At 64.9% G+C, this 26191-nt stretch carries 26 protein-coding genes and 1 riboswitch; of the genes, 15 read left to right on the forward strand and 11 right to left on the reverse strand.

Annotation, left to right across the window (positions count from 1 at the left end):
• Positions 1 to 442: 442 nt before the first annotated feature.
• From ACNAOU_RS18910 to ACNAOU_RS18925, 4 genes are read right to left on the reverse strand one after another with little or no spacing between them, the layout of a single operon-like run.
• Positions 443 to 1513, reverse strand: a complete 1071-nt coding sequence (locus tag ACNAOU_RS18910) for a sulfate/molybdate ABC transporter ATP-binding protein (protein WP_422757499.1) — start codon at positions 1511 to 1513, stop codon at positions 443 to 445.
• Positions 1510 to 2319 (reverse strand): ABC transporter permease, encoded by an 810-nt coding sequence (locus ACNAOU_RS18915; RefSeq protein WP_018778321.1) that lies wholly within the window; start codon positions 2317 to 2319, stop codon positions 1510 to 1512. Before ACNAOU_RS18915 ends, ACNAOU_RS18910 begins: the two co-directional genes overlap by 4 nt.
• A 7-nt stretch (positions 2320 to 2326) precedes the next feature.
• The gene (gene modA, locus ACNAOU_RS18920; protein WP_422757501.1) at positions 2327 to 3133 is read right to left on the reverse strand and encodes a molybdate ABC transporter substrate-binding protein; all 807 of its coding nucleotides are present in this window, start codon (positions 3131 to 3133) and stop codon (positions 2327 to 2329) included.
• Positions 3130 to 3540 (reverse strand): TOBE domain-containing protein, encoded by a 411-nt coding sequence (locus ACNAOU_RS18925; protein WP_018778319.1) that lies wholly within the window; start codon positions 3538 to 3540, stop codon positions 3130 to 3132. The genes modA and ACNAOU_RS18925 overlap by 4 nt, the downstream gene beginning before the upstream one ends.
• A gap of 204 nt (positions 3541 to 3744) precedes the next feature.
• Here ACNAOU_RS18925 and ACNAOU_RS18930 point away from each other — a divergent pair, with 204 nt between their 5' ends.
• The 6 genes from ACNAOU_RS18930 to ACNAOU_RS18955 all read left to right on the forward strand — a co-directional run bounded on the left by ACNAOU_RS18930 (position 3745) and on the right by ACNAOU_RS18955 (position 9966).
• The gene (locus ACNAOU_RS18930) at positions 3745 to 4920 is read left to right on the forward strand and encodes a sensor histidine kinase (protein WP_422757502.1); all 1176 of its coding nucleotides are present in this window, start codon (positions 3745 to 3747) and stop codon (positions 4918 to 4920) included.
• Positions 4917 to 5567 carry a response regulator gene (locus tag ACNAOU_RS18935; protein WP_422757503.1) on the forward strand — a complete coding sequence of 217 codons (651 nt, stop codon included), beginning with the start codon at positions 4917 to 4919 and terminating at the stop codon, positions 5565 to 5567. The genes ACNAOU_RS18930 and ACNAOU_RS18935 overlap by 4 nt, the downstream gene beginning before the upstream one ends.
• An 88-nt stretch (positions 5568 to 5655) precedes the next feature.
• Positions 5656 to 6537, forward strand: a complete 882-nt coding sequence (locus ACNAOU_RS18940) for a hypothetical protein (protein ID WP_422757504.1) — start codon at positions 5656 to 5658, stop codon at positions 6535 to 6537.
• A 118-nt stretch (positions 6538 to 6655) separates the two neighbouring features.
• Positions 6656 to 7525: a DUF4031 domain-containing protein gene (locus ACNAOU_RS18945; protein ID WP_193590059.1), complete on the forward strand. Its 870-nt coding sequence runs from the start codon at positions 6656 to 6658 to the stop codon at positions 7523 to 7525.
• Positions 7522 to 8298 (forward strand): 2-phosphosulfolactate phosphatase, encoded by a 777-nt coding sequence (locus tag ACNAOU_RS18950; protein ID WP_422757505.1) that lies wholly within the window; start codon positions 7522 to 7524, stop codon positions 8296 to 8298. The genes ACNAOU_RS18945 and ACNAOU_RS18950 overlap by 4 nt, the downstream gene beginning before the upstream one ends.
• A 9-nt stretch (positions 8299 to 8307) precedes the next feature.
• Positions 8308 to 9966 (forward strand): sialidase family protein, encoded by a 1659-nt coding sequence (locus tag ACNAOU_RS18955; RefSeq protein WP_422757506.1) that lies wholly within the window; start codon positions 8308 to 8310, stop codon positions 9964 to 9966.
• 12 nt (positions 9967 to 9978) lie between these two features.
• On the opposite strand, the gene ACNAOU_RS18960 is transcribed toward ACNAOU_RS18955, so the two are convergent.
• Positions 9979 to 10380 (reverse strand): YccF domain-containing protein, encoded by a 402-nt coding sequence (locus tag ACNAOU_RS18960; protein WP_018778312.1) that lies wholly within the window; start codon positions 10378 to 10380, stop codon positions 9979 to 9981.
• 445 nt (positions 10381 to 10825) lie between these two features.
• Positions 10826 to 11422, reverse strand: a complete 597-nt coding sequence (locus tag ACNAOU_RS18965; protein ID WP_422757507.1) for a phosphoribosylanthranilate isomerase — start codon at positions 11420 to 11422, stop codon at positions 10826 to 10828.
• A 98-nt stretch (positions 11423 to 11520) separates the two neighbouring features.
• On the opposite strand from ACNAOU_RS18965, the gene ACNAOU_RS18970 reads away from it, so the two are divergent.
• From ACNAOU_RS18970 to ACNAOU_RS18990, 5 genes are all read left to right on the forward strand, one after another.
• A complete protein-coding gene (locus ACNAOU_RS18970; protein WP_193590063.1) occupies positions 11521 to 12168 on the forward strand; it encodes a HutD family protein in 648 nt (215 codons plus the stop codon).
• A gap of 57 nt (positions 12169 to 12225) precedes the next feature.
• Positions 12226 to 12291, forward strand: a riboswitch (guanidine-III (ykkC-III) riboswitch).
• Between the two features lie 9 nt (positions 12292 to 12300).
• Positions 12301 to 12615 (forward strand): DMT family transporter, encoded by a 315-nt coding sequence (locus tag ACNAOU_RS18975; RefSeq protein ID WP_064722538.1) that lies wholly within the window; start codon positions 12301 to 12303, stop codon positions 12613 to 12615.
• A gap of 2 nt (positions 12616 to 12617) precedes the next feature.
• The gene (locus ACNAOU_RS18980) at positions 12618 to 12992 is read left to right on the forward strand and encodes a DMT family transporter (RefSeq protein WP_018778308.1); all 375 of its coding nucleotides are present in this window, start codon (positions 12618 to 12620) and stop codon (positions 12990 to 12992) included.
• Between the two features lie 197 nt (positions 12993 to 13189).
• Positions 13190 to 14194 (forward strand): aldo/keto reductase, encoded by a 1005-nt coding sequence (locus ACNAOU_RS18985; protein WP_275776369.1) that lies wholly within the window; start codon positions 13190 to 13192, stop codon positions 14192 to 14194.
• A 4-nt stretch (positions 14195 to 14198) separates the two neighbouring features.
• Positions 14199 to 14849 carry an MBL fold metallo-hydrolase gene (locus ACNAOU_RS18990; RefSeq protein WP_422757508.1) on the forward strand — a complete coding sequence of 217 codons (651 nt, stop codon included), beginning with the start codon at positions 14199 to 14201 and terminating at the stop codon, positions 14847 to 14849.
• Positions 14850 to 14924: 75 nt separating this feature from the next.
• Here the strand turns inward: ACNAOU_RS18990 and ACNAOU_RS18995 are convergent, their stop codons facing one another.
• Together ACNAOU_RS18995 and ACNAOU_RS19000 are read right to left on the reverse strand one after the other, a co-directional pair.
• Positions 14925 to 16643: a DEAD/DEAH box helicase gene (locus ACNAOU_RS18995; protein WP_018778305.1), complete on the reverse strand. Its 1719-nt coding sequence runs from the start codon at positions 16641 to 16643 to the stop codon at positions 14925 to 14927.
• Positions 16644 to 17056: 413 nt separating this feature from the next.
• A complete protein-coding gene (locus ACNAOU_RS19000; RefSeq protein ID WP_422757509.1) occupies positions 17057 to 18451 on the reverse strand; it encodes an MFS transporter in 1395 nt (464 codons plus the stop codon).
• Here ACNAOU_RS19000 and soxR point away from each other — a divergent pair.
• Together soxR and ACNAOU_RS19010 are read left to right on the forward strand one after the other, a co-directional pair.
• Positions 18450 to 18974, forward strand: a complete 525-nt coding sequence (soxR, locus tag ACNAOU_RS19005) for a redox-sensitive transcriptional activator SoxR (protein ID WP_081623354.1) — start codon at positions 18450 to 18452, stop codon at positions 18972 to 18974. The genes ACNAOU_RS19000 and soxR overlap by 2 nt on opposite strands.
• Before the next feature lie 92 nt (positions 18975 to 19066).
• A complete protein-coding gene (locus ACNAOU_RS19010; protein ID WP_275776378.1) occupies positions 19067 to 19783 on the forward strand; it encodes an SAM-dependent methyltransferase in 717 nt (238 codons plus the stop codon).
• Here ACNAOU_RS19010 and ACNAOU_RS19015 read toward each other — a convergent pair.
• On the reverse strand, positions 19780 to 20817 hold the full coding sequence (locus ACNAOU_RS19015; RefSeq protein ID WP_110505263.1) for an Lrp/AsnC family transcriptional regulator: 1038 nt from the start codon (positions 20815 to 20817) through the stop codon (positions 19780 to 19782). The two genes, ACNAOU_RS19010 and ACNAOU_RS19015, sit on opposite strands and share 4 nt — an antisense overlap.
• Positions 20818 to 20956: 139 nt before the next feature.
• Between ACNAOU_RS19015 and ACNAOU_RS19020 the strand changes: the two genes are divergently transcribed.
• Positions 20957 to 22174, forward strand: coding sequence for a M20 metallopeptidase family protein (locus ACNAOU_RS19020; RefSeq protein ID WP_189076230.1), 1218 nt, complete (start codon positions 20957 to 20959; stop codon positions 22172 to 22174).
• A gap of 26 nt (positions 22175 to 22200) precedes the next feature.
• On the forward strand, positions 22201 to 23493 hold the full coding sequence (locus ACNAOU_RS19025; protein ID WP_018778299.1) for an MFS transporter: 1293 nt from the start codon (positions 22201 to 22203) through the stop codon (positions 23491 to 23493).
• Between the two features lie 76 nt (positions 23494 to 23569).
• On the opposite strand, the gene ACNAOU_RS19030 is transcribed toward ACNAOU_RS19025, so the two are convergent.
• Positions 23570 to 24832, reverse strand: a complete 1263-nt coding sequence (locus ACNAOU_RS19030; RefSeq protein ID WP_275779982.1) for a CynX/NimT family MFS transporter — start codon at positions 24830 to 24832, stop codon at positions 23570 to 23572.
• A 91-nt stretch (positions 24833 to 24923) separates the two neighbouring features.
• Positions 24924 to 26141 (reverse strand): FG-GAP repeat domain-containing protein, encoded by a 1218-nt coding sequence (locus tag ACNAOU_RS19035; protein WP_275776384.1) that lies wholly within the window; start codon positions 26139 to 26141, stop codon positions 24924 to 24926.
• Positions 26142 to 26191 lie beyond the last annotated feature (50 nt).

Consider the following 26191-nt stretch of genomic DNA (forward strand, 5'->3'; position numbering starts at 1 on the left):
GAAGCATGCCGAAGCGAAGCTACGGGATTGCCGTGACTTTGGCGCAGTTCTGGGCCTAGGAGCTGGCGCGTCCATGGCCGTAGCCGCGGGTGGCTCAGTTTCTTCCGTCGCGTCTTCCCGGAACAAGCCGACTCCCGAGTATCCGAGGAACGCTAACGGCAACACCTACGGGTTCGTCAAAGATTCCGTATCACCCGAAACGGAGCCGGATCTCATCGCAGCCCTAACGACCGACGGCAAGCGAGGCTAAGTTTCCAAAGCCGAACTCGATGTCGCCAACGGCACTACAGCTTCACGAGAGTTCAAGAGTCCCGATGAGCTGCGTGTAATTGGGACGGCCGGTGATGCTATCCGCCTGTTCTGGCACAACATCCCCCAAACGGGAGCGGGGGCCGTCGGCGTAGTGCCGGCGGCCTCCGTCGGTTGAAGCCGGGACTAAGGCTCACGCCGGGTAGACCGACACCAGCGCGGACTTCACCACGAACCGCACCTCCATCCCGGGGGCAAGGCCGAGGTCTGCGGAGGCTGCCGGCGTGATGTCGGCGGACAACGCGCCGTCGGTGCCGGCGCTGGCGCGCACCCGGACCTGGTCGCCGTGCGGCTCAAGGTCCGTGATGGTCACCGCATAGGAGTTACGCGGGCTTCCGTGCACATCACCCAGGAAGACGGAAACGCTCGACGGCGGGAACGCCGCCACGCCTGCCTGGCCAGGAACGGGTGACCAGCCGGGATCGTGCTGTCCAGCGAAAACCCGGCCATCCGGCGTCGTGATTCCCTCCCGGCCCAGAGTACCGCCGACGAGGTTCAGTCCGGCGAGCCCGGCGGCAAAGTGGCTCCTGGGCCGTTCAAGGACCTGGCGGGTAGGGCCCTCTTCGACGATCCGGCCGTTTTCCACCACCACCACACGGTCTGCCAGCATGTAGGCGTCCAGGACGTCGTGCGTGACGATGATGGCCTTCCGGTCCTTCAACACGCGTTTGAGCACACGGCGCAGCAGCGGTGCCGCGTGGATGTCCAGGGCAGCCATGGGTTCGTCGAGGAGCAGCAGTTCCGGCTCGGCGGCCAGGGCGCGAGCCACGGCAACCCGCTGCGCCTGGCCTCCGGAGAGCTGGGCAGGCTTCCTGTCGGCGAGGGACGAAGCGTCAACCTCCGCCAGCCAACGCTGCGCAGTTTCCCGGGCCGCAGCCTTGGAAGCCCCGGCACTGCGGGGGCCGAACGCCACGTTGTCCACCACGCTCAGGTGCGGGAACAGCAGCGCTTCCTGGGCCAGAAGCGCCGTACCGCGCAGGTGGGGCGCGTCCCAATGGTGGGTGCCGGCGTCGAGGTTGAACAACTGCCGCCCGGCAATCCTGGCCGAGCCGGAATCGGGCCGCAACAGCCCGGCGATCACGCCCAACAACGTTGATTTGCCCGCCCCGTTGGGACCGAGGATGGCCACGGTTTCACCGTCAGCGAGACTGAGCGACATGTCGAAGTTCCGGGCACGGAGGCTGGCCCGCAGTTCGAAGCTCATGCCTGGACCGCCGCAGCCGCGCGCCGACGGCCACCGTAACTGAGCCCCACCACCGCGACCGCCACCGCCACCAGGACAAGGGACAGCGCGACGGCGGAGTCGGCGTCGGTCTCGCGCTGCAAGTAGATTTCCAGCGGCAGGGTGCGCGTGACGCCTTCCAGGCTGCCCGCGAACGTCAGGGTAGCTCCGAACTCCCCCAAGCTGCGCGCGAACGACAACACAGCGCCCGATGCCAGCCCCGGCAGGACCAACGGAAGGGTGACGCGGCGAAGGACGGTGGTGGGTTTCGCCCCGAGGGTCGCAGCCACGGCTTCATACCGGTTTCCTGCCGACCTCAAGGCACCCTCCAAACTGACCACCAGGAAGGGTAGGGCTACGAAGGTCTGCGCCAGGACCACCGCGGTGGTCGAAAACGCGATCTGGACGCCGGCCATCTCCAGCGACTTCCCCAGCAGGCCCTGACGGCCAAAGGTATACAGCAACGCGATGCCCCCCACCACCGGCGGCAGCACCAGCGGCAACAGGACGAAGGACCTCAGGAGTTTCTGTCCGGGGAACTCGCCGCGTGCCAGCACCAGCGCCAGCGGCACGCCCAACACGATGCAGAGGACCGTGCTGGCGGCAGAGGTCCGCAGGCTCAGGCCCAACGCGGCCAGGGAAGACTCCGAGGTGATCAGGGGAACGAACTGCGGCCAGTTGACGCGCAGCAGCATGGCCGCCAGCGGAAGGACCACCAGGAGGCCGCCCGCTGCTGCCACGGCATAGATCCATCGGGGGACGCCATGGTAGCCGGTGGTGGTCTTCATGCTCTCCTTACGGTGCGCCGAAACCGGCGTCTCCCAGAACCTTCCTGCCCTTGTCGCTGGTCACTGCGGCCACGAAAGCCGCTGCCAGCGCCTTGTTCTTGCTGGAGCCTACCGTGGCGATCGGGTACGTGTTGACCGCCTTGTCCGATTCAGCGAAAGGAATGCCTTTGACCTTGTCGCCGGCTCCCTTCACGTCCGTGACGTAGACCAAGCCGGCGTCGGCCTCGCCCGAGGTGACCTTGCCGAGCACGTCGGTCACCGATGATTCCTCGCTGACGGGGCTCAACGTTATGCCGCTGGCCTTCTCAACCGTGTCCGTTGCCGCGCCGCAGGGAACCTGGCTGGCGCAGGTGACCACCTTGACGTCCGCTTTGGCCAAATCCGCGAAGGACGCGATCGACGCCGGGTTGCCGGGTGGGACGGCGATCTCAAGGGCGTTCGTGGCGAAGTTGGTGGCAGCGCCGTCCACGAGGTTTGCGTCGGAGAGCCTGGCCATGTTCTTGGTGTCAGCCGAGGCGAACACATCGGCCGGGGCCCCCTGGGTTATCTGCGTGACGAGATCGGAGGAGCCCGCGAAGCTCAGTTTCACTTTGGTGCCTGGGTTCCTGGCTTCGAAATCCTTGGCCAGCTGGGTGAACGTGGACTTCAGCGAGGCCGCCGCGAAGACGGTCACTGTCCCGCTCAACTGGGACGTGCTGTTGGTGCTCGATGGGGCCGCAGCGGGGGCCGTGGTGCCACAGGCAGTGAGGGCCCCAGCCAATCCCACGGCTACGGAGATACCCAGGATGCTCTTCTTCATGCGGAGGGTCTTCATATGATGCTCTTTCCCTGGGGTGTTTCGATGATGACGGTGGTGGCCTTGACCACGGCGGTGGCCACTGAGCCGAGTTCCAGCCCAAGCTCCCGGACGGCTTCACTGCTCATGAGCGACACCACCCGGAACGGGCCACACTGGAGCTCCACCTGGGCCATGACCTTGTCTGCGGTGATGCCGGTAACCAGGCCGACGAAGCGGTTCCGCGCTGAACTTCCGGAACGGGAGGGGTCGTCCGGAAGGTGGGACTGGCTGCGCGCCAAAGTCGCGAGTTCCAGGCCATCAACCGCCAATCGGCCAGCAGGATCCTTCTGCGGAGTGAGCGTCCCGTTCTCTGTCCAACGCCTCACTGTGTCGTCACTGACACCTAGGAAGCGGGCGGCCTCGGAAATTCGTATTTGCGGCATGGATTCAGTGTAGGCCCGCAAATGCGCTTATGTGGGCTGCGCTACTCCGCAAACGCAATATGACTGTGCTCCGGGAGCCGCGCGCCGCCGCACCCCCATCGGCATGTCGCGCCTCTCAGTACCTCGGACGAACTTGCTCCCCCGCCCGGATGAACCAGGGCCAAACGGGGCCCGAGCCCGGACCGCTCACCCTAGGGTTGAAGAATGTCACCGAGAATCCAGGCCCTCCGCCCCGCAGCCGCACCCTTGGCGGGCCTTGGCATGCTTGTGGCACTCATGGTCCTGGAGGAACGCAGTTTCGATTCGGCGAGCGCGGTCCTGGTCGCCCTCACGGCGGCGGTTGCAGCCGCCGAACTGGTCCCCGTTCCCGCCATCGTCTTCGCCTTCGCTGCCTTGGGCTTCCAGGCGTTTGGCATCTTCCCGAGCGTGATGTTGTCCGACGCCACGCCCTATGTGTGCTTGCCGGTGCTCTTCTTTTTCGCCACTCTCGGTTGGAAAGAACCGCAGCGGTGGCCACTGCCCGTTGCGGCCGTGACCGCAGCCGGGCTGGTCACCGTGAACTGGTTCGCCGACACCGCGTGGATCAACTTTGTTTTCGGCAAACAGCTGACCGAAGCGAGCCCCTTCCGCATTGCTGTGTACGCCTTCCTGGTGTTCGCCTCATTCTCGGCCCTCAACCTCGCTGGATGGGCTGCCGCTGCGTCGGTACGGCAGGCCGTTGCCAACCGGATGGCGAAGGAACAGGCGGAGTCCCGGCTCGAATCAACGGCGGGCGCCTTGGTGATCGAACAAGAGCGCAACAGGATCGCCCGGGAGCTGCATGACGTCCTTGCGCATTCCCTCGCCGTCATCACAGCCCAGGCGGAAGGGATCCGCTACGTCCACCGGACTGAGCCGGAACTGGTGGAGGAGGCGGCCAACGTCATTGCGTCTTCGGCAAGGAGCGCACTGCAGGAAACCCGGCGGCTCGTGCAAAGTTTCGGCTCGGAACTGGAGGGCCCCGCGCCCGGAACCTCGGAATTGCCGGCCCTGGCCGAACGCCTGGAGAGCAGCGGGATGCCTGTCGAGCTGCACACGGCCGGGCTGGAGGGTCTCTCCCCGGTAGAGGACCTCACCGTCTACAGAATCGTCCAGGAAAGCCTGACGAATGCGTTCAAACATGGGGACCGCGAGGCCGGCGCAGTGGTGACGGTTGCCCGCGAACCCCGCGGCCTGCGTCTGAAGATCCGCTCAAGGCTGGCCGACGGCGGGACTGAACTGCCGCCGTCGGGAACCGGCCGCGGCATCCCGGGTATGCGTGAACGCGCGACGGCGGCGGGCGGGCGGCTCACTACGGTCACCAACGGCCAACTCTTCGAAGTGGAGGCAATCCTGCCATGAACGACACCCCGATCCGCGTCGCATTGGTTGACGATCAACCCCTGTTCAGCGCTGGTTTGAAGATGATCCTTGGCAGCCAGCCTGACCTGGACCTGGTAGGCGAAGCCACTGACGGTGAGCAGGCTGTTGCCCTCGCGGCGGACGTCGGACCGGACGTGATGCTGATGGACATCCGGATGCCGGTCATGGACGGGATCACCGCCACGCGCCGCATCACCGAAAGCAGCGGCCGTACGAAGGTCATTGTGCTCACCACCATCCAGCACGACGAAGCCGTGGTCCGCGCCATCCAAGCCGGCGCCGGCGGTTTCCTCACCAAGGATGCGACACCGGAATTCCTGCTCGCCACCATCCGCACCGTTCACTCCGGGCACGCGGTCATGGCTCCTTCGGCTACGAATGAACTGCTCAGGGACTACACCACTCCCGCAGAGTCCAACACGGCAGTCTTGGTACCCCTGTCAGCCCGGGAGCACGATGTCTTCATGCTGGCGGCCAAAGGCCTGGCCAACGGGGAGATCGCCGCGTCCCTGGTTCTCAGCGACGCCACGGTGAAATCCCACATCGGGAACATCCTGTCCAAGCTCAAACTCAAAAACCGGATCCAGCTGGTTGCCTTCGCGTACCAAAACAGGCTGATCGGCTAGATCATCACGCTCCAAACCAGGCCCTGGAACACCAGGGCCGGCCACCGCATTGCCAAAAACCGACCATAATTCGTCCAGAGGAGAAACGATGAAAAAGAAAACCATTGGGGTACTGATTCTTACTGCCGGGGCTGCCGCGACATTGGCTGCCGCGGCCACGCCAGGAGTCTCCTCCATGCTGACCAAACCGGCGGAGCATCCGGTGTCCGGCGTGACTCTGGCAGCCGAGCAGTTCGCGTCCGCGGATTCCGCGGCCGAAAACGGGGTGGCCGAAGCCGTGCGTCGGTGCATGGCCAAGGCTGGATACGACTACACACCGGTTTCCGCAGGACAGCAATCCGTGGATCTCAAACAGCACGTAGGCTTCGATACGCTCAGCGTTGAGACTGCACGGGCTTCGGGATACGCCTCAACCAAGCCCAAGGGACCGGGCGAGCCCGCCCCGGACTCCGACCTCGGCAAACTCATGGCCGATCCCGCTTTTCAGCAGGCCCTCAACGGCAGTGGCTCGCCTGAACAGAATATAGTCCAGTCCTCAGCAGGTACGGGAATGCTGTGGGGAGGCTGCAAAGCCGAGGGCATCACCGCCATCTATGGGACTGCCGACAACTACATGAGGGCCACCGCATTGGCTTTCAACTCGCTGATGGTCGCCACCAACGCTGCAGGCCAGGACGCCGGGATCCAGACCGCCGTCGACTCCTGGAAAGAATGCATGTCCACAACGGCCTTCCCCTACAGCCACCCGGGCGAAGCGGTCTCTGCGGGATTGGACGCCGGCGGCCAGAAAGAACTGAAGATCGCTGTCACCGATGCGGGCTGCCGCGAAAGCACCGGATTCGACGCGAAGATCACCGCGGTGTTGGACAAGTACTTGACCACGCGCATGAAGGAACTGGAGACGGAGGTGGCCGCGGTTAAGCAGATACGCCACGATGCTTCAGAGCGTGCCCGGCTGTTGTTGGGATAGGCGGCGCCATAGATGATGTCCCACGGGTGCGTTCCTTCCCCGTTGCCGTGACCGGAAGCCTCTTTGCAGGCGTCCCGTCCGGCGACTGGGAGGGATCTCCCGGGACTACACTTTGGCCATGGCCATCTACGTCGATCCGCCCCTGTGGCCCGCGCACGGGACAGTTTTTTCGCATCTAGTCTCGGACACGTCGCTGGATGAGCTCCATGCGTTCGCGGCTGCCGCCGGGGTTCCGGAGAGGGCCTTCGACGGGGACCACTATGACGTCCCGGAACGCCGCTACGACGACCTCGTGCTCGCCGGCGCAATCCCCGTGGAGGCCAGAATCCTGGTCCGCAAACTCATCGCCAGCGGCCTACGAATTCCCGCGCGGGAACGGAGTAAAGCTTTGACAGTTCCGTTGATGGAGCGTTGGAACAGTATCTTCCCCGGCCATGAGGAGCTGGGCCTGGAGCTGTTGGAGCGGTGGGGCGAGGACGGCAGGAAATACCACAGCCGCACACACCTCCTGGCAGTTCTTGAAGCCCTGGACACTCTGACAGAACCCGCCCTGCCTGCACGGACCGTCTCCTTGGCGGCTTGGTTTCACGACGCCGTTTATGAAGGTGTTGCTGGTCAGGATGAGGAAGACTCAGCCATCCTGGCGGAGGACCGGCTCACGGCTGCTGGCCTCGCCGCTGCCGATGTGGCCGAGGTGGCCCGGCTCGTCAGGCTCACTTCCACCCACTCCCCTGAGCCCGGTGACCATGCCGGCGCCCTCCTCTGCGACGCCGACCTCTCTGTCCTTGGCGGCGACGAACAGGCCTACGCACGTTACCTGGCCGCCGTCCGCGAAGACTACGCCCACGTCAGCGACGATGACTTCGCGAAGGGTCGCGCCGCCGTCGTACGCCATCTGCTAAGCCTGGACCCGCTGTTCCACAGCGAACGGGCCAAGGGCCTCTGGCTCGACGCCGCCCGCCGGAACCTAGCGGGCGAACTCGCGTGAGCGGCGTGCCCAGCGAACCCGGAGCGCCGCAACGGCAGCTTCCGTACTCGGTCCGGTTTGAATGGGGGCTCGACGGCGCCCGTGCAGTAGTGCCCGGAGCTGACCTTGCGGTGGTGGTCGACGTCCTGTCGTTCACCACGTGCGTGAGCGTCGCGGTGGATCGCGGGGCGGTGGTGTTTCCCTATCCGCTGAGGGACGCGGGTGCAAGCGAGTTCGCGGCCCGCCACCGGGCCGCATTGGCGGGGCCGCGGGGTTCGGAAGGGCTGAGCTTGTCGCCCGTGAGCCTCAGTGCTGCGCCGGTACTCGACCGGGTCGTTCTGCCCTCCCCCAACGGGTCCACCATCAGCCATGAATTGGCCGGTTCAGCCCGTCAGGTGGTGGCCGTTTCACTCCGCAACGCCGCTGCCACGGCCGATTGGGTGCAGGCCACACTGCCTCATGGTGCCGTTATTGCCGTCATCGCTGCGGGTGAGAAGTGGGGCAACGGTAGCCTGCGGCCGGCTTTGGAGGACGAGCTTGGAGCCGGGGCGTTCATTGCCGGGCTCGCGGCTGCCGGGCGTCACAATTTTTCCCCGGAAGCGGCCGCTGCTGCTGCCGCCTTCGATGCTGCGGAACCGCATCTTGCGGGCACTCTGCGGGGATGTTCCAGTGGCCGGGAACTGATCGACGCCGGTTTTGCGGGTGATGTCGTCATCGCGGCGGAGCTGGACGCAGGTTCCGCAATTGCTCTCTTGCAGGACGGTGCCTATCGGGGAGTGTTGGCGTCCAGCTAGCATAGAGGTGTGACCTCCTACCTCTTGGACCCTTCCCGCTCATCGGTTCCCCTAGCCGTCCCCGATGTAGAGCACGTCCTGGCTGTGCGCGGCGTGGGCGGCTACCGGCAATACCGCATCCCCGCCCTTGCTATCAGCACCCGGGGCACTCTTTTAGCCGCCTATGACGGCAGGCCCAACCTGGACGACCTCCCCAATCCCATCGATCTCCTCCTGCGCCGCAGCTACGACAACGGAGTCACGTGGGAGCCACAGCAGCTGGTTCGCACCGGTTCGGGACTCCACGGCTTCGGCGATCCAAGCCTGCTGGTGGACTCCGACACCGGGCGCATCTTCATGTTCCATGCCGCCGGGACCCACGCAGGTTTCTTTGAAGCAGTTGCCGGATTGGAGCCGGATGACGACGTGCAGCACGCGGACGTCAGCTTCTCCGACGACGACGGCGACACCTGGCAGCACCGCCGGCTCACCGCGCAACTTAAGCGCGGCGCTGTCACTGGCCTGTTCGCCGCCGCCGGACAGGGAATCCAGATCCACACCGGACCTTTTGCGGGCCGGTTGGTGCAACAGTTTGTGCTGCTGGTGGACGGTGCCATCACGGCCGCGTCTGCGTTCAGCGACGATCATGGTGAGACCTGGACTTTGGGCGAGCTGATCGGTCCGGGTACCTCAGGCGTGGGGCCGAACGAGAACAAAGTAGTGTGCTTGGACGATGGCCGGTTGCTCCTGCATTCACGGGCCACGCCCTGCCGCTTGGCTGCAGTGTCCGAGGACGGCGGCCAAACGTGGAGCCCGCTGCAGCCTGTTCCGGATTTGCCGGATCCCAGCGACAACGGGTCCCTGACGCGCTTCGATGGTCAGCCGCATGGTACCTTCGTGGCGCCGGAGACTTCATCCTGGCTGCTGGCGAGCAACAACCAGGACCCTCATCTGCGTCGGAACACCATGCTGAGTCTCTCCCCCGACAACGGCGCCACCTGGCCGGCAAAGCTGCTGCTGTGCCCGGGAAGCTCGGCCTACTCCACCGTGGCGCGGCTGCCGAACGGGAATATCGGGGTTCTCTATGAACGGCAGGGATACCGGGAGATTGTGTTCGCGTCCATTCCTGCCGAGCAGCTGGCGGGGCAACTCTCCGCTTCACCCCGGGTTACGCTTGGGCCCACATGCCTGGTCTTCGACATGGAACTGCGGTCCACCACCCCAGGCCGGCCCGCCGTGTGGCAGAACGCCGGCGACTTCCACGTGATCCCGTCCAACAGCGACGGCCAATGGGATGTCCAAACGTGGAAAGAAATCGGGCAGGGCTACGCCGGAGACCAGGTTCTCGGCACCCGGGAAGCCCAGGATCTCAACTACGGACCCATCGTCCCCGGCTACAAAGCCGGGGACATCCTTGCCTTCACCGGACGGGTCCGCAACGGAGGCACTGAGCCGGCTGCCGGCGTCGTACTTCGCGGACCGCACCAGAACGCGGGCGGTTTCCCGCCCGCGGACCTGTTACCCGGCGAGCATGTCCTCTACTTCACGCCGACCTACACCATTACGGCGTCGGACCTCGAGCACAGCACGCTGGAACTCGCCTTCACGGTGGAGGCCGACGGCGGGAGCGTGCGTGTGGAGCGGACGTTCCGTTTCGATCTGCGCACCGGGGCGGTTGTTGCGTCCTAGCGGGGCCGCACCTTAGCGGTAGGTGCTGACGAACGGCTGGTTGGTGGGCACAATCTGCTTGCCGAGCGGCATCAGCGACACCGGGATCAACTTCAGGTTGGCGATGGCCAGCGGGATCCCAATGATGGTGATGGCCATGGCAAACGCGGTGACCACGTGACCGATGGCAATCCAGATACCCGCCACCAGCAACCAGATGACGTTGCCCAGGAGCGCGAACACCCCTGTGCCGCCCGGCTTCTCAACCACCATCCGCCCGAAAGGCCACAAGCAGTACGCCCCGATCCGGAACGAAGCGATGCCCCAAGGAATGGTCACGATGAGCACGCAGCAAATAATGCCTGCCGCGAAGTAGCCCAGGGCCAACCAGAACCCGCCGAAGACAAGCCAGATGACGTTAAGGATCGTTTTCATGTCCTCATTCTCTCCTGCGGGGCTGACAAAATGCCTAGGGGTCTGCCCTGAATCTTCCCTGACTTCAGCCGCCCAACCCGACGCTCGCTCACATCCCTATGGCTTCCCCCCAACCCTCTTCCACACCCCACGCCCTTCCCACCAACCCTCTTCCACACCCCACGCCCTTCCCACCAACCCTCTTCCACACCCCTACCGAAGCGCCCTGGATTTGAGGAATCGTCCGGCCGAAACACCCGGGAAGTGAAGAAGCGTCCCGTTCAAACACGCGGAAAATGAAGAAGCGTCCGGCCGAAACACCGGGAAGTGAAGAAGGATCGGGTTGAAACACCTGGGACGTGAAGAAGCGTCCAGTTCAAACACGCGGAACGTGAAGAAGCGTCCGGCCGAAACACGCGGGACGTGAGGAAGGGACCGGTTGAAACCATAGGGATGTGAGGGAGGGTCAGGCTTTGGCGGCTGTGACGAAGGCGCGGATCTTAGCCAGGTTCTTCACACCCCGCGAAGACTCGACACCGGAGGAAACGTCCACTCCCCAAGCGCCGGCAGCGGCTGCGGCGAAGGCCACGTTGCCGGGTTCCAGACCACCGGCGAGCAACCACGCCCGGCTCTCGAGCCCCTTGTCACGCACTGAGGCGTAGTCCCAGGACTCCCCCGACCCCGGCACTGCGGCGTCGATCAGGAACACGTCTTCGCCCAGATCCGCGAACTCGTCCTGGGAGGCACCCATGGTGACGGCCCGGATGAGCCGCATGCCGGCGTCGTGCACTGTTTTGACGTCGTCGGCAGTACGGCGACCGTGCAGCTGCACCCACGAAAGTCCTGCCGCGCGGGCCGTCGCTACGGCATCGGCGGCGGCTTCATGCCGGAAAACGCCCACGGCATGAACCCCGGCGGGCACCAGCGGGAGCAGGATACGAACCTGGTCCGGGCTGACCTCCCGCGGGCTGGTGGTGAGGACGAAACCGACGGCGTCAGCACCGGCGTCGACGGCTTCACGTACTGATTCGGGCGTGCTCAAGCCGCATACTTTGACGAACATCCAGCGCCTCCCTCACTACCCAAACGACGTTTTCCACATATGACGTTAGCAAGCCGCGTTGCCATCGGAGAACCTGCGTCCACCATTAGGCTGGTCGGATGGAGATTATCCGTTTTGCTGACATCCGTCCCGAACCGTGGCGCAATGGCGGCGGGGTGACGCGCGAACTCGCGAGCCACCCGCAGGCAGCCTCTGCGCAGGACGGCGCCTGGGATTGGCGTGTCAGCATCGCCGACGTCTCCAAAGCCGGAGAATTCTCCGTTTTCCCGGGCATGGAGCGGGTCATCACCATCATCGACGGCGAACTGCTGCTCCTCACCGTGGACGGCTCCGAGCACCCGCTCGAGAAATACCGTCCGTTCCGTTTCTCCGGCGAGGCAGCATCCTCGGCGACTCTCCCCACCGGCGATATCCGTGACTTGAACGTCATCGCCCGCGAAGGCGCGTTCAAGGGCTACACGTCGATCGTTGAGATCTCCAAGAAACGGGCTCACCCGGTGTTCGAGGGGCAGTTGGCTGTTCTGCTGGAGGGCAAGGCGACAGTTGCGCCCGGCGCCGGAGTCGAGGAAGAGCCGGCTGCTGAGGAAAAGTCCGACGGCGGCGCTCCGGCAACCAGCCCCGGGGAACCTGTCGAGTTGGCTCGCTATGACGCCGTCGTGGGTTCGGATACCCGCAGCCCTGAGATCTCCGGGCGGGGCTTTATCGCAGTGATCTCGATCGACCATGTGGAGCCGGCTGACGCCTGATCTGGTGACGTTAACCACCAGAAGTGGCCACCCCGCGCCGGAGTTGCTAGCCTGAAATGAAGGTTCCGCTCTGGAACCTCCGGACGACGGTTCAGTACCCGGCACGCGACAAGACTGGCCAAAGGAAATGTCATGTCGTGGATAATTCTCATTCTTTCCGGTGCTCTCGAGGCCGTCTGGGCCGCAGCTCTGCACCGTTCCAAGGGCTTCCGTAAACCCGTCCCAACAGTCGTTTTCCTGGTCGCAGTCATTGCGAGCATGGGCGGGCTGGCGATCGCAATGCAATCCATCCCAACGGGCACGGCCTACGCCGTGTGGGTGGGGGTAGGCGTGGTGCTCACCGCGGCTTACGCGATGGTCACCAAAGTTGAACGCGCGACGACGGCCCGGCTGCTGCTGCTTGCCGGAATCGGTGCATGTGTGGTCGGCCTGAAGGTGGTGGCATAGCCATGACGACAAAAACCAAGAACACCGGTAACGGAATCTTCTGGGCCATCCTCCTGGCGTCGGCGCTCCTCGAAGCCGTGTGGGCCACCGCTTTGGGGCTCTCCAATGGCTTCACGCAACTCATGCCCACACTGGTCTTCGCCGTCACCGCAGTACTGAGCATGCTGGGACTGGGCATCGCGGTGAAGCGCATCCCCCTTGGCACTGCTTACGCGGTATGGGTGGGTATCGGCGCGGCGCTGACCGTTGGCTGGGCCATGATCACGGGCGTCGAATCGGCAAGCCCGCTGAAACTCCTCTTTATCGCCGGAATCGTGGGATGTGCCGCCGGCCTGAAGGCGCTGCCCGCAGAGAAAGCTGTAGCCAAGCCCGAGTAGCGCCCGCTCCCTGGCGCCCTGTTTCGATGGTTCGCTGCACACCATGCCGCTCGCACGGCACACTGTGCAGCGAACCATCGAATCAGCCAGGCAAGGCCACGCGAGGCCAGGCGGTGCTCGCAGAAATCGCAGGAATACCCCAGCGCGCCATCGGGTTCACGCCTTCAAGAGCACCCAAACACGCATTGGAGACGTTCATGACTGCAGTTCAGCTCGGAGATGGCCTCACGGTCAGCCCCCTCGGTTTCGGCGGAATGGCCCTGACCCCGGTCTATGGCGGGATCGACCCAGAGGAAGGCCTGCAAACACTCAGGCACGCCGTGGACGCGGGCATCACGTTCATCGACACCGCAGATGTGTATGGCGCGGGCAGCAACGAGGAACTCGTGGGCAGGCTCCTCAAGGAGCGCCGCGACGAGATCCAGGTAGCCACGAAGTTTGGAATTGAGGGCAACCCCGCGGACGGATACACGGGAGTCCGCGGGGATGCACCGTACGTCAGGCAAGCGGCGGAAGCGAGCCTCCGCCGCTTGGACACTGACGTCATTGACCTCTACTACATGCATCGCCGTGACCTCCGCGTTCCGATAGTGGAAACCGTGGAGGCAATGGCGGAGCTGGTCCGTGAGGGCAAGGTCCGGCACCTCGGCTTGTCGGAAGTGACAGCCGAGGAGCTCAGGCAGGCCAACGCCGTCCATCCCATTGCCGCGGTCCAGAGTGAATGGTCAATCTGGAGCAGGGATGTTGAGCTCAACGTTGTTCCTGCAGCCAAGGAGCTTGGCGTAGGGTTTGTGCCGTATTCGCCGCTGGGCCGTGGGTTCCTTACGGGAACTGTCAGCGCGGGCGATCTTGGCGAAAATGACTTCCGCCATAAGATCCCCCGTTTTGGCGACGAGGCACTTGATGCAAACCAGGCCGTTGTAGCCGCGGTTCGCGAGGTAGCCAGTGGGCTGGATGCAACTCCTGCCCAAGTAGCCCTGGCTTGGCTTTTCGCCCAAGGTCAGCGCCTCGGGATTTCGGTGGTCCCCATCCCCGGCACGCGCAAGACGTACCGGATCGACGAGAATCTCGGCGCACTGTCCCTGCAACTGGGAACAGCGCACCTTGAGGTGCTCGACCAAGCCGCTGCCGCCGTCGTGGGTTCACGCTCCGCCAACCCCAATTGGGTCTCGCAGGGCCGCGAAGCCAAGAACGTAGGCTGAACGAATGGATTCGCTTATTCACTCACTACGTGACGTCACCATTCGCAGCATTTCGGTCAGCGAGATGAACAACAACGTGTACCTGTTGACGTCAAAGTCCACAGGGGCGCAGGTGTTGATCGACGCCGCCGACGACCTTCCAGCCATCCAGCAGCTTCTGTCGGAGTCCGCGGGCGATTCGGCCGAGCCCATCAAGCTGGTCCGGATAGCAACCACCCACCAGCACTGGGATCACGTCCGTGCGCTGGCGGAGCTGGTGGAAGTCACCGGGGCCACCACGTCAGCGGGAGAGGACGACGCCGATGCGTTGCCGGTTCCGGTGGATGTCCGGATTGGTCACGGCGACGTTGAGCGGTTCGACGACATCGAGCTCACGGCGGTCCACCTGCGTGGACATACCCCTGGCTCGATCGCCTTCGTGTACCAGGATCCGGACGGGCCGGCCCACATTTTCAGTGGAGACTCGCTGTTTCCGGGAGGCGTCGGCAACACACAGAAAGATCCTGCACGCTTCACTTCTCTGTTGAACGACGTGTCGGAACGACTGTTCGACGCCTATCCGGACGATACCCTGGTGCACCCGGGCCATGGATTGCCCACGACCCTCGGAGCCGAGCGGCCACACCTTGAGGAGTGGCGCGCCCGGGGCTGGTAGTACCTGAAGTTGCGGGGCCTGCTCTGCGCTCCATTCCTTCCGGAAAGCGCGTAGAGCGGGCCTCACAACGGGAGGTTAGCGGCCGCGGCGCTCGTTCGAAGCAGGAGCCGAAGCGCGGCGGGGACCGCTGCGTGCCGGACGGCCTGCGCCGGATCCACCGCGACCGGAGTTGCCGGAACCCGAACCGTAGGATCCACCGGACGTAGCACCCGTAGCGGAGGACCATACGGCCTTGTTCCCACCGGTACGCGTAGAGGTGGTGGATGCCGTGCGAGGAGCCGAAGCTGCGCGCTGGCCGGTAGCCGGACGACCACTGCGGCCGCCCTGGCCCTGCGAGCCCGGGACGTCGTTGCGGTGAGTGGCACCGGACTTGCCGCGGCCACGTGAGCTGCGGGCGACGTCGTCGTTCATTGCTGCGCGACGCTCGGCGCGGTTGACGTCGGTGCGAACCGGCTCAGCCGCGACCTTTCCGCGTCCGTTGCGACCACCACGGCCGCCGGCCGTGGGAGCAGCCTGTGTGGAACGGCGTGCACGCTTGCGCTGTGCGTTCGCGCCGGTGGACGTACCGCCGCCCTGCGGGGCTTTCGCCGCGAGGAGTGCTGCACGGGTGCGGGGATCGACCTTGTCGGCGATTTCGCCAACGAGGTCGGCAACCAACGGCGAGTTGGCAGTGACGCGCTCAAACGAAACGTCGACGCCGGCAGCCTTCATGAGCTTCTTGACGTCGCTCTGCTGCTCCGGAAGGGTCAGCGTGACCACGGTGCCATCGGAACCTGCGCGGGCCGTACGGCCGGAGCGGTGCAGGTATGCCTTGTGCTCTGTGGGCGGGTCCACGTGGATGACGAGTTCGACGTCGTCAACGTGCACGCCGCGGGCTGCGACGTCGGTTGCCACCAGGACGCGGACGTCACCGTTGGAGAACTCGGCAAGGTTGCGGTCGCGGGCGTTCTGCGACAGGTTGCCATGCAGGTCGACGGCGGGGATGCCGGCGTCGGTGAGGGTCTTGGCAAGCTTGCGGGCGTGGTGCTTGGTCCGCATGAAGAGGACGCGGCGGCCGGCGCCGGAAGCCAATTCAACAATGAGCTGCTTCTTGACAGTCTGGTCGTTGACCACCAGGACGTGGTGTTCCATGGTGGTGACAGCGGCCTGGGGATCGTCCACGGAGTGTGTCAGCGGGTTGGACAGGTAACGGTTGACCAGCTTGTCAACACCGTTGTCCAGCGTCGCGGAGAAGAGCAGGCGCTGACCCTGGGTGGGGGTCATGTCCATGAGCTTCTTGACCACCGGGAGGAAGCCGAGGTCGGCCATGTGGTCGGCCTCGTCCAGCACGGTGACCTCAACGGCTTCGAGGGTCAGGATGCGCTGGCGGATCAGGTCTTCGAGGCGGCCCGGGCAGGCGATGACGATGTCGACGCCGGCGCGCAGCGCCTTCTCCTGGCGTGCCTGGGAGATGCCGCCGTAGATGACCGTGGTGTTCAGGCCCATGGCCTTGGCCAGCGGTTCGATGGTGGCGTTGATCTGGGTTGCCAGTTCACGCGTCGGTGCAAGGACCAGGCCCATGGGGCGGCCGGGCTTGCGGAAATGCTTGGCTTCGCGCTCGGCCAAGCGGGCCACGAGCGGGATGGCGAAAGCGATGGTCTTGCCGGAGCCGGTGCGGCCACGGCCCAGGACGTCGCGGCCTGCGAGGGTGTCCGGGAGGGTCTTCACCTGGATGGGGAATGCCTCTTCGATGCCGTCTGCAGCGAGGGAATCAGCAATGGCCTTGGGCGTGCCAAGGGCAGCAAAAGTAGTCATAAACTTCATGTCTTTCGGGCGGTGTCCAGTTGCGGACATCGGCCCCCGACGCCGGTTGGGCCAGGGGTTCGCCGAGGAAAAGTCAGGTGGTCTACCGGTTCGCTGCAACAGCGGTGGCCGGGACCAAATAGAACGCGTTCATCGACGCAGGATGTGCCTCTCACATGAAAAATGCCCCGTCGCGCAGCCTTTCAGGCCACCTGCTTCAGGGCGTCACCGCACATCAAGTGTTCCTAGCTTAGCAGTGATGGGGGTGGAACCTTGCATCGGCCAGCGTTGCGGGGCCTGCTATGCGTGCTTCGGGGCCTGCAAAGCGCGCAAAGCGGGCCCCACAACTAACCCGGCCGGCGTTGCGGGGCCTGCTATGCGTGCTTCCGGGCCTGCAAAGCGCGCAAAGCGGGCCCCACAACGGGTCAGGCGTGGTGCGAGAGCTCCGGTTCGACGTTCGGGGACTTGGTTGCGGCCGCGCGGGCGGCGACCCTCGGCGCCATCAGAACCCCGACGACGGCGATCACCGCCGTAAGTGCGAAGACCGCCGCAAACGGGTTCGTCGTCGTGAATGCCGCAAAGACCAGTCCTGTAGCGGCGAGGGACAGCGCACCGCCCAGGGAGTCGGAGATGGACATGGCCGCACTGTTGAAGCCCTGGTTCTCCTCGGTGGACAGCGCCAACGTCATGACGGACAAGCGCGGGTACATCAGTCCCATCCCGCCGCCGGCAAGGATCCACCCGCCAATGGCAACGGCGGCGGACAGCGCCAGCGCGGCCGTCACGAGGGTGAGGACAATGGCCACCAGCACCAGCGAGGCACCGATCTTGATGGCGAGGTCATCAGCCAGACGCGTTCCAAGCCGCCCCTGGATCGCCGACGCCCCGGCCCACGCCAGTGCCGCACCGGTCAGTGTCAGCCCGGCAAACGTGGGCGTGAATGAATAGCGTTCGGTCAGCAGGTACGGCAGGTAGACCTCGGCCCCGAAGAACGCCGCCGACGCCAGGCCCCGGACCAGGATCACACTGGGCAGTCCCCGCCGGGCGGTCAGTGTCCCGCGCGGCACCAGCGGCCGGACAGCCACCACGGCAAGGACAAGTGCGACGACGGCAATCACCCCACCAACTCCCGGCACCTCAGCGGAGAGGTTAAGCCCGAGGACGGCAACAGCTGCGAGCGCCGCCCATCCCATGCGCCCGAGAGCCCACGGAACCGTTTCGGCGGGAGGCTCGGACGACATGCCCCGGACTGCCGGCACCACCATCAGCAGCGCTGGCACCACCAGGCCCACGACACCCAGGAAGACCCAGTGCCAGCTGCTCAGCTGGGCCACGACACCTGCGGCGAACGGACCAACGAGCGACGGAACCACCCAGGACGCGGCGAAGGCGGCAAAGATTTTCGGGTGCAGCCCGGGTGGGTACACACGGGCCACCAGCACGTAGAGGGCAACGGTCATCGCGCCGCCGCCCAGGCCCTGTACCAAGCGCCCGAGCACCAGGATCTCCATGGTTCCGGCCATGCCGGCGATCAGCAGGCCGGCAACGAACAGTGCCACCGAGGAGTACAGGGGCGCCGCCGGCCCTCGACGGTCGGACCAGTTGCCGGCCGCCACCATACCCATCACGCCCGTAGCCAGTGGTCCGGCGAAGGCAAGCGCGTAGAGACTGGCTCCGTCCAGGTCCCGGCTCACGAGCGGCATGACGGTTGTCACTGCGAGGGACTCGAACGCGCTGAGGAATACCAGCGCGCAGGCCCCCACGGTGGCAAGGAGGTACGGGCGGCCCAGAATTCCGGCCGTTGAGGTGTCTGAGGTCATGGACGCCAGCCTAGAACCTCAACTAATGTTGAGGTCAATCCAGCACACCCCTACCGGAAGAAGGTCCATGCCCACCGCCTCCGCCCACCGGCCACTGACCATTGGTGAGCTCTCCGAGCGCAGCGGAGTGTCGCCGTCGGCCCTTCATTTCTACGAACGCAACGGGCTTATCGAAGCCGAGCGGACAGCAGGCAACCAACGGCGGTACCGGCGTGACACACTCCGGCGCGTCGCGTTCATCAAGACCTCGCAACGGGTGGGACTGCCGCTCAAGGACATCCGGGAGGCGCTGAACTCATTGCCCGAAGGCCGCACGCCCACCAAGAGGGATTGGAGCAGGTTGTCGTTGCGCTGGCGGGAGGAACTCGACCAACGGATCGCGGCCTTGCAGCACCTGCGCAACGACCTCGACGGGTGTATTGGCTGCGGTTGCCTGAGCTTGAAATCGTGCACGCTCCAGAACCCGTCGGACGAACTCGGTGCGTCGGGCGCCGGGGCACAACGGTGGATGCTGCCGGACTAGCCAAACTGACTGCAGAGCCAAACTGCCTGCCGGCTTTGCCGAAACAGCAAAAGGCATTGCCTTCCGCTGCAGCCTCTTGGCACGCTTGGGTCATGACTGAACACACGCACGACGGCGGCACCCACCAGCACGGCCAACACACCCACGAAGGCGCCCAGCAAGGTGGCTTGAACCTCCATAAAGATGCGGACAACGCCGTGGACATGTGGGACGGCATGTATCGGGAGCGGCCGAAGATCTGGAGCGGGAATCCGAACGCGCAGCTGGTGGCCGAAGCCAAGGACCTGAAGCCCGGCAAGGCCCTCGATTTGGGCTGCGGGGAAGGCGGGGACGCTATCTGGCTCGCGAAGCAGGGCTGGACGGTTACCGCCCTGGACGTGTCCGCCGTCGCGCTTGAACGCGCGGCCGCGCACGCCGAGGAAGCAGGCGTCGCTGACCGGATCACGTGGCAGCAGCAGGACCTGACGGAATGGGAGCCGCAGCCGGACTTCGATCTGGTCTCGGCACAGTTCCTGCATTCGCCCCTGCTGCCGTGGCGTGATTCGGTCACCTCGGCCGCCGGGGCTGTGGCGCCTGGCGGGACATTGCTGGTGGTGGGGCATCACCCGCACGGCCTGCCGTCCTGGAGCCAGCACCACCACGAGGCCGGGCTTTTCTTCACTCCGGAGCAGCTGGCGGGAGCCCTGCGGCTAGATACCGAGCCGTGGTTCGTCCACGTGCTGACGGACAGGGCGCGGACGGCTTCGGGTCCCAGCGGTGAATCGGGCACCACCCTGGACACTGTCCTGAGGGCCACGAAGCGGGCTTAGGCGCCCTCCGGCAGCAGGTCTCCGTAGGGCGGTACGACTGTTCCCGTGGCGGTCGAGTCCGGGTTCAGCATCCACCCCACCCGTTTTGCCGTATTGAGCATCACCACGCTTTCCACCAATTCAATGCCGGGGATCCGCTGCTGGATGGTGAGCTCCATTTCCATGACATCCGCCAGGGAGCGCAGCCACATGATCATGGTGAAGTTGGTGCGCCCCGTGGTGGATGCGGAGAAGCGGATGTTGCGGATGGCCCTGAGCTCGGTGGCTGCGGCCTCGTGCTGACCTGCCGGGACATTGGCGAACCATTGGACGGTGATGGGGAAGCCTGAGTACTGCTGGGCTATTTCGCAGCGGAAGGACAGCATGCGGCTGGCCAGGACGCGTCCCAGTTGGCGCTGCACGGTGGCTGGATTCCGGTCCAGCGCCCGAGCGATCTCGGCCGCAGTGGCGCGGCCGTCCCGGGCAAGGAACGGGATGAGCGCCAGGTGCGTCTCCGGCAAGGGCGCCACGACGGTGTCGGGAGAAGAAGGGTTGGCGGATTCAGGTCCCGCCAGCGACCGCAATGCCTGCTGTTCCGCCTTGCTGAGCACATTGAGCCGCCACGCGTAGCCGCTGGTGTGGATCCGTGTACAGAGAGCCGTGTGGTACTTGGTGAGTCCCCGTACTTCCTTGAGCCGAGGCAACACCTGCGTGCTGAACTGTTCCAGGTCCTGGGTGATGACCGTCAGTGTCAGGTCGCGGTTACTGGCAGCTTCTTCCACTGTGATGACCTCGGGCAGTTGCGCGACGGCGGCGGTCACCTCGGGCCTGAGGTGCATTTCGCAGTCGATGTCCACCATGGCCAAGCACATGTCCTTGGGATCGCCCATCAGATGCGCCGTGGTCCAGGCAGCGCCCGCAGCCCTCAGGCGGTCCCAGCGGGATGCCAGGGTGGTGGCGTGGACGCCCAGGACGCTGCCGGCGTCGGACCAACTGATCCGGGGCGATATCTGCAAGGCGTTGACCAAACGCAGATCTTCTTCGCTGAGTTCCATGAGCTGATTCTCCCAGAAGCGTGCATGAATCGTGTGCTGCAAGCAGCAAAATGCATATTTACAGTTGTTTTCGAGCATGTGAAGCAGGTCACCACAAAATGGCATAAGGAACACATCACCTTATGGATCAGGAGACTTCATGACACTCGCCGCCGACGCCAAAGAACTGCAAGGGGACATCGTCCGCCTCCGCCACGACCTCCACCGCGAACCGGAGATCGGATTGCAGCTCCCCCGCACGCAGGAGAAGGTGCTCAAGGCACTGGACGGACTTCCGTACGAGATCACCCTGGGGAAGGAAACGACGTCGGTCACCGCAGTACTGCGAGGAGGTGCGGCCCACGCTTCGGCTGAGAAGCCCGTGGTCCTCCTGCGCGCCGACATGGATGGTCTCCCCGTGCAGGAGAACACCGGCGTTGACTACACCTCCCGCGTGGACGGCGCGATGCACGCCTGCGGCCACGACCTCCACACCTCCATGCTCGCCGGCGCTGCCACCCTCCTGGCCGAGCGCAGGGAGCAACTGGCCGGCGACGTCATCCTGATGTTCCAGCCGGGCGAAGAAGGCTTCGACGGTGCCAGCTACATGATCAAGGAGGGCGTCCTAGACGCCGCGGGCCGACGCGCGGACACCGCCTACGGGATGCACGTCTTCTCCTCACTGGAGCCGCACGGGCAGTTCGTCACCAAACCCGGAGTCATGCTCAGCTCCTCGGACGGCCTCGTGGTGACCGTGCTGGGCGCGGGGGGCCACGGTTCAGCGCCCCACTCCGCCAAGGATCCCGTCACAGCCGCCGCCGAAATGGTCACCGCCCTGCAGGTGATGGTCACGCGGCAGTTCAACATGTTCGACCCCGTCGTCCTGACCGTCGGCGTCCTGCACGCCGGAACCAAGCGCAACGTGATTCCCGAGACCGCACGGATCGAAGCCACCATCCGGACCTTCTCCGAGGAGTCCCGCCGGAAGATGATGGAAGCAGTACCCCGGCTGCTGCACGGTATTGCCGCAGCCCACGGCCTGGAGGCTGACGTGCATTACCAGGAGGAATACCCCCTCACCATCAACAACGACGACGAGACCGCCACCGCCGAAAAGGTCATCGCCGGGATGTTCGGCGAGTCCCGGTACACCCGCATGGCCACTCCCCTGAGCGGTTCGGAGGACTTCTCCCGCGTCCTCGCCGAGGTCCCCGGCACGTTCGTGGGCCTCAGTGCCGTCGCTCCCGGAGCCGACCACACGACGTCGCCGTTCAACCACTCCCCTTACGCCACGTTCGACGACGGCGTCCTCACCGACGGTGCCGCGCTGTATGCAGAGCTCGCCGTATCCCGCATCGCAACCCTCTCCGGCAACTAGCCTCCCCACCCCCCTTGGAGAATCACATGACCACCACCGTTGGAACGTCCACGGACGTCAAGGCCCACAAGTCGCATGTGCGGACATTGGTCGGCACCGGCATCGGCAACGCCGTCGAGTGGTACGACTGGGCCATCTACGCCACGTTCTCGCCGTTCATCGCGAGCGCGTTGTTCAGCAGCGCCGACCCCACCTCAGCCGTGCTGTCCACGTTGGCGATCTTCGCCGTCGGGTTCGTTGCCCGGCCGTTCGGCGGGTTCGTGTTCGGCTGGATCGGTGACAGGATCGGCCGCAAGACGTCCATGACCGTCGCTGTGGCACTCGGAGCTGTGGGCAGCCTCCTCATCGGTGTCGCGCCCACGTTCGAATCGGTCGGCGCCTTCGCCTCGGTGATGTTGCTGGTTGCCCGGCTCATCCAGGGCCTCGCCCACGGTGGCGAGCTGCCGTCGTCGCAAACGTACCTGTCCGAGATGGCACCCAAGGAACACCGAGGCTTCTGGGCGACCCTCATCTACACCTCCGGCACCGCCGGAATCCTGGCCGGGACGCTGCTGGGTGCCATCCTCACCGCTGTCCTGAGCAAGGGCGACATGAGCGCCTGGGGTTGGCGCATCCCGTTCCTGATCGGCGGCGCACTGGGCATCTACGCACTGTTCATGCGGGCCAAGATGAAGGAAACCGAAGCGTTTGAGGCCGAAGCTCCGCAGGAGAAGCGCCTGGCCATCTGGCCGCAGATCGTCAAGTACCGCAAGCAGGCCCTGCAGGTCATCGGCCTCACCGTTGGCCTGACGGTTGTCTACTACATCTGGGGCGTCGTGGCACCGAGCTACGCCGCAACCTCGTTGAAGATGGACCGCGGCGCGGCGTTGTGGGCCGGCGTGATTGCCAACGTGGTGTTCATCGCGGCGCTGCCGTTCTGGGGCAAAATGTCGGACCGGATCGGACGCAAGCCGGTGCTGATCGCCTCCTCCGCTGGCGCTGCATTGCTGCACTTCCCCATGACGTGGCTGCTCAAGGACTCTCCGTGGCAGTTGGCGGTGTCGATGTCCGTGATGCTGTTCTTCATCGCCGGCAGCGCAGCGATCGTCCCTGCCGTGTACGCCGAACTGTTCCCGACCCACATCCGCACCATCGGCGTCGGCGTTCCGTACTCCATCTGCGTGGCGGTTTTCGGTGGCACGGCCCCGTACCTGCAGACCTGGCTCGGCACCATCGGACAGGGCTACCTCTTCAATGTGTACGCCGTGATCCTGCTGCTGGTGGGTATCGCGTTCGCTGTCTCCATCCCGGAGACGAAGGGCAAGGACCTGACCGTCTAGCTACTTCGTTGCGAGGCCCGCTCTGCACGCTATTCCCAAACCCGGGCGGTGGGGACGCAGAGTGGGCCTCGCAACGTTAAACGAAGCGGTCGCGGCCGGCCCGGTAGCCGAAGAAAGCCGCGAGCGAACCGACCACCAGGAACAGGATTCCGGCGGCTGCGAACCCGCCGGTGGCCTGATGGAGTTGCCCCACCATGAGAGTGCCGACCGAACCAACCCCGTAGCCCACGCCCTGCATCATTCCCGAAAGGTGCGCGGCCGTGTGGGCGTCGCGGGTGCGAACCATGATCATGGTGAGGGCCACTGCTGTGAGCGAGCCTTGCCCCAGCCCGTTGAGACCCGTCCAGACCCAGATCAGTTCAGTGGGACCGAAGATCGTCAGTGCGAAACCACCGCCGGTCATCAACGCCACCACCATGTTGATGATCCGTTGATCCTTGAAACGCGTCGCCAGGGCCGGGGCAAACAGGGAGCCGAGCATCTGCAGCACGATCGACACCGAAACAATGAGCCCGGCCGTTGCACCGTCGATGCCCCGGTCGCGCAGGATCGGCGCCATCCACGCGAACACGCTGAAGGACATCATCGCCTGCAGCACCATGAACATCGTCACTTGCCAGGCCACGGCCGATTTCCAGACGTTCACGCCACCATGGACGGCTTGGTGCCTTACCGACGGTTGCTTGATGGCCAGCGGCAGGAACAGCAAAAGCACGACGGCGGCAGGCACCACCCAGAACCACAGCGCCGAAGTCCACTGGCCGGTTGCCGTAAAGACCGGATACGTGAACCCCGCGCCCAAGGCCGCGGACGCGCAGATCGCTGTGGTGTAGAGGCCGCCCATCAAGCCGAGGCGGTGCGGGAAATCCCTCTTGACCACGCCCGGCAGGAGCACGTTGCACAGCGCAATCGCAGCACCACAGGCCGCCGTGCCCGCGAGAAGCCCCGGGAGATGGCCCACTCCGGGTACGTCCACGGGCCTGAGCAGCAGGCCCGCAGTGAGGACAGCCATGGCGCCCAGGAGCACCCGTTCCGCGCCGAACCTGCGGGCCAGGATGGGGGCAAGGGGCGCGAAGACGCCAAGCAAAGTGACCGGCACCGTGGTGAGGACTACCAGCGACCAACCCGGCAGACCGGCGTCGGACGTTATTTCCGGAAGGACCGCGGAGAAGCTGGAGAAGACCGTTCGGAGGTTCAGCCCGATCAGTACCAGGCAGATGCCCAGGTAGACCAGGCCTCTCCTGCCCCGGAGCTGCGTGGGGCCGGCGGCCGGTTCTTCATCGATCTCTGCATCGGCCGCAATCTCGGGCAGGACGGATTTCTCTGGGTAGCCGGGCATCTTCGAGGAGGTCACACGTCCTATTCTGTCAGCCACGTGTTGGGGACGCGTGATGGGGTCATTGTGACCAGCACGCGACCTCAGTTGCGGGCTAGATCAGGGTGTCGAAGTAACCCCAGCCCACGCCTATGTGCGTGTTTCCGAACAGGCCCGCTCCGAACTCCGAATTCAGGAAGAGCCGCATATCGCCTGTTTCATCGATCGCCACAATGTCGTTGAGGGGTTTCAGGGCCGAGTACCGGTTTCCGTAGAGCGGTTCGTAGACGCCGGCTCCGCTGATTTCGGTCATGAGCTCCCAACCGTGGCCCGCGATCGACGGCGGCTTCCAGCCACCGTTTCCGTCTGCGGGGTACTGGTGCAGGATGCCGGCGCCGTCCCTGGCATAGATGTCCACAGCGCCATCGCCGTCGGTATCGCCGGGGGTGGCGATCTTGTTCATCACGTCCCAGCCGGTCCCAACGCGTGATGGCGTCAGCCAGCCGCCGTCGCCGTCTCCCGGGTATAGGTAGAGGTCTCCGGCGGAGTCCCGGGCCAGGACGTCGTTGTTTCCGTCACCGTCGAAGTCCCCCGGGCCGACGACAGTGTCAAAGATGTTCCAGCCCCAGCCAACTTGCCTGGGCGGAAGCCAGCCGCCCTCCCCATCGCCTGGATAGATGTGCAGGGTTCCAGCGCTGTCACGGCCCAGGAGGTCGTTGTTTCCGTCGCCGTCGAAATCACCGGTGGAGAAAACGATGTCGAAAATGCCGAAGCCCCGGCCAACCACTCTTGGTTCTTCGATCGTGTGGTTGTAATAGGTGCACCCGGCGCCGGAAGGACACATTCGGTATTCGGACGTATAAGCATGCGGATAGAGGACCAACGTGCCGTTATCCGTGCGGCCCAGGAGCTCAAAGTTGCCGCGCCCGGTCCAGCCCATGGAACGGCTGGAGGCGGCGATCGGAGCTGTTTCATCGCTCCTGAAAACTTCCTCTTCGGAGCACACGCCGTGGGCTGTGAACGAAATACGGTTTCCACGGTCTTCGGGGAGCAGTTTCAGGGATTCGCCCTGACGCCCGGCAGGCAGTGGCTCGCCGTTGCTCAGCCACTCCATGACGAAGCCATGCGGGGCCTCAGCTGTGGGCGGGCACACCTGCAGCCCATGGTCGGCGCTGCCGATGGTCAGTTCGGAACCCACGTAGGGCATGCCGAAGATCGGCGGAACCCAATCCTGGTAGTCCGCTGCAGCGGGAGCCGCGCCCAAGGTCGTCGAGCCCAACAACAAGGCGCCCAGTGCCGCCGACTTGAACGCAAATGACCGCAAGCTTCCCATGCTTTCCCCCAAGACCAGTGAGCGCCTCCAAGACCAGTAAGCGCGTCATT

The organism is Paenarthrobacter sp. C1, from assembly GCF_049315185.1.
In the GTDB taxonomy this organism is placed as follows: domain Bacteria; phylum Actinomycetota; class Actinomycetes; order Actinomycetales; family Micrococcaceae; genus Arthrobacter; species Arthrobacter nicotinovorans.

Bases quoted from the DNA above. Each gene is read 5' to 3' on its own strand.
- ACNAOU_RS18910 (WP_422757499.1), bottom strand. From the start codon at position 1,513: ATGAGCTTCGAACTGCGGGCCAGCCTCCGTGCCCGGAACTTCGACATG.
- ACNAOU_RS18915 (WP_018778321.1), bottom strand. From the start codon at position 2,319: ATGAAGACCACCACCGGCTACCATGGCGTCCCCCGATGGATCTATGCC.
- modA (WP_422757501.1), bottom strand. From the start codon at position 3,133: ATGAAGACCCTCCGCATGAAGAAGAGCATCCTGGGTATCTCCGTAGCC.
- ACNAOU_RS18925 (WP_018778319.1), bottom strand. From the start codon at position 3,540: ATGCCGCAAATACGAATTTCCGAGGCCGCCCGCTTCCTAGGTGTCAGT.
- ACNAOU_RS18930 (WP_422757502.1), top strand. From the start codon at position 3,745: ATGTCACCGAGAATCCAGGCCCTCCGCCCCGCAGCCGCACCCTTGGCG.
- ACNAOU_RS18935 (WP_422757503.1), top strand. From the start codon at position 4,917: ATGAACGACACCCCGATCCGCGTCGCATTGGTTGACGATCAACCCCTG.
- ACNAOU_RS18940 (WP_422757504.1), top strand. From the start codon at position 5,656: ATGAAAAAGAAAACCATTGGGGTACTGATTCTTACTGCCGGGGCTGCC.
- ACNAOU_RS18945 (WP_193590059.1), top strand. From the start codon at position 6,656: ATGGCCATCTACGTCGATCCGCCCCTGTGGCCCGCGCACGGGACAGTT.
- ACNAOU_RS18960 (WP_018778312.1), bottom strand. From the start codon at position 10,380: ATGAAAACGATCCTTAACGTCATCTGGCTTGTCTTCGGCGGGTTCTGG.
- ACNAOU_RS18965 (WP_422757507.1), bottom strand. From the start codon at position 11,422: ATGTTCGTCAAAGTATGCGGCTTGAGCACGCCCGAATCAGTACGTGAA.
- ACNAOU_RS18970 (WP_193590063.1), top strand. From the start codon at position 11,521: ATGGAGATTATCCGTTTTGCTGACATCCGTCCCGAACCGTGGCGCAAT.
- ACNAOU_RS18975 (WP_064722538.1), top strand. From the start codon at position 12,301: ATGTCGTGGATAATTCTCATTCTTTCCGGTGCTCTCGAGGCCGTCTGG.
- ACNAOU_RS18980 (WP_018778308.1), top strand. From the start codon at position 12,618: ATGACGACAAAAACCAAGAACACCGGTAACGGAATCTTCTGGGCCATC.
- ACNAOU_RS18985 (WP_275776369.1), top strand. From the start codon at position 13,190: ATGACTGCAGTTCAGCTCGGAGATGGCCTCACGGTCAGCCCCCTCGGT.
- ACNAOU_RS18990 (WP_422757508.1), top strand. From the start codon at position 14,199: ATGGATTCGCTTATTCACTCACTACGTGACGTCACCATTCGCAGCATT.
- ACNAOU_RS18995 (WP_018778305.1), bottom strand. From the start codon at position 16,643: ATGACTACTTTTGCTGCCCTTGGCACGCCCAAGGCCATTGCTGATTCC.
- soxR (WP_081623354.1), top strand. From the start codon at position 18,450: ATGGACGCCAGCCTAGAACCTCAACTAATGTTGAGGTCAATCCAGCAC.
- ACNAOU_RS19000 (WP_422757509.1), bottom strand. From the start codon at position 18,451: ATGACCTCAGACACCTCAACGGCCGGAATTCTGGGCCGCCCGTACCTC.
- ACNAOU_RS19010 (WP_275776378.1), top strand. From the start codon at position 19,067: ATGACTGAACACACGCACGACGGCGGCACCCACCAGCACGGCCAACAC.
- ACNAOU_RS19015 (WP_110505263.1), bottom strand. From the start codon at position 20,817: ATGGAACTCAGCGAAGAAGATCTGCGTTTGGTCAACGCCTTGCAGATA.
- ACNAOU_RS19020 (WP_189076230.1), top strand. From the start codon at position 20,957: ATGACACTCGCCGCCGACGCCAAAGAACTGCAAGGGGACATCGTCCGC.
- ACNAOU_RS19025 (WP_018778299.1), top strand. From the start codon at position 22,201: ATGACCACCACCGTTGGAACGTCCACGGACGTCAAGGCCCACAAGTCG.
- ACNAOU_RS19030 (WP_275779982.1), bottom strand. From the start codon at position 24,832: ATGCCCGGCTACCCAGAGAAATCCGTCCTGCCCGAGATTGCGGCCGAT.
- ACNAOU_RS19035 (WP_275776384.1), bottom strand. From the start codon at position 26,141: ATGGGAAGCTTGCGGTCATTTGCGTTCAAGTCGGCGGCACTGGGCGCC.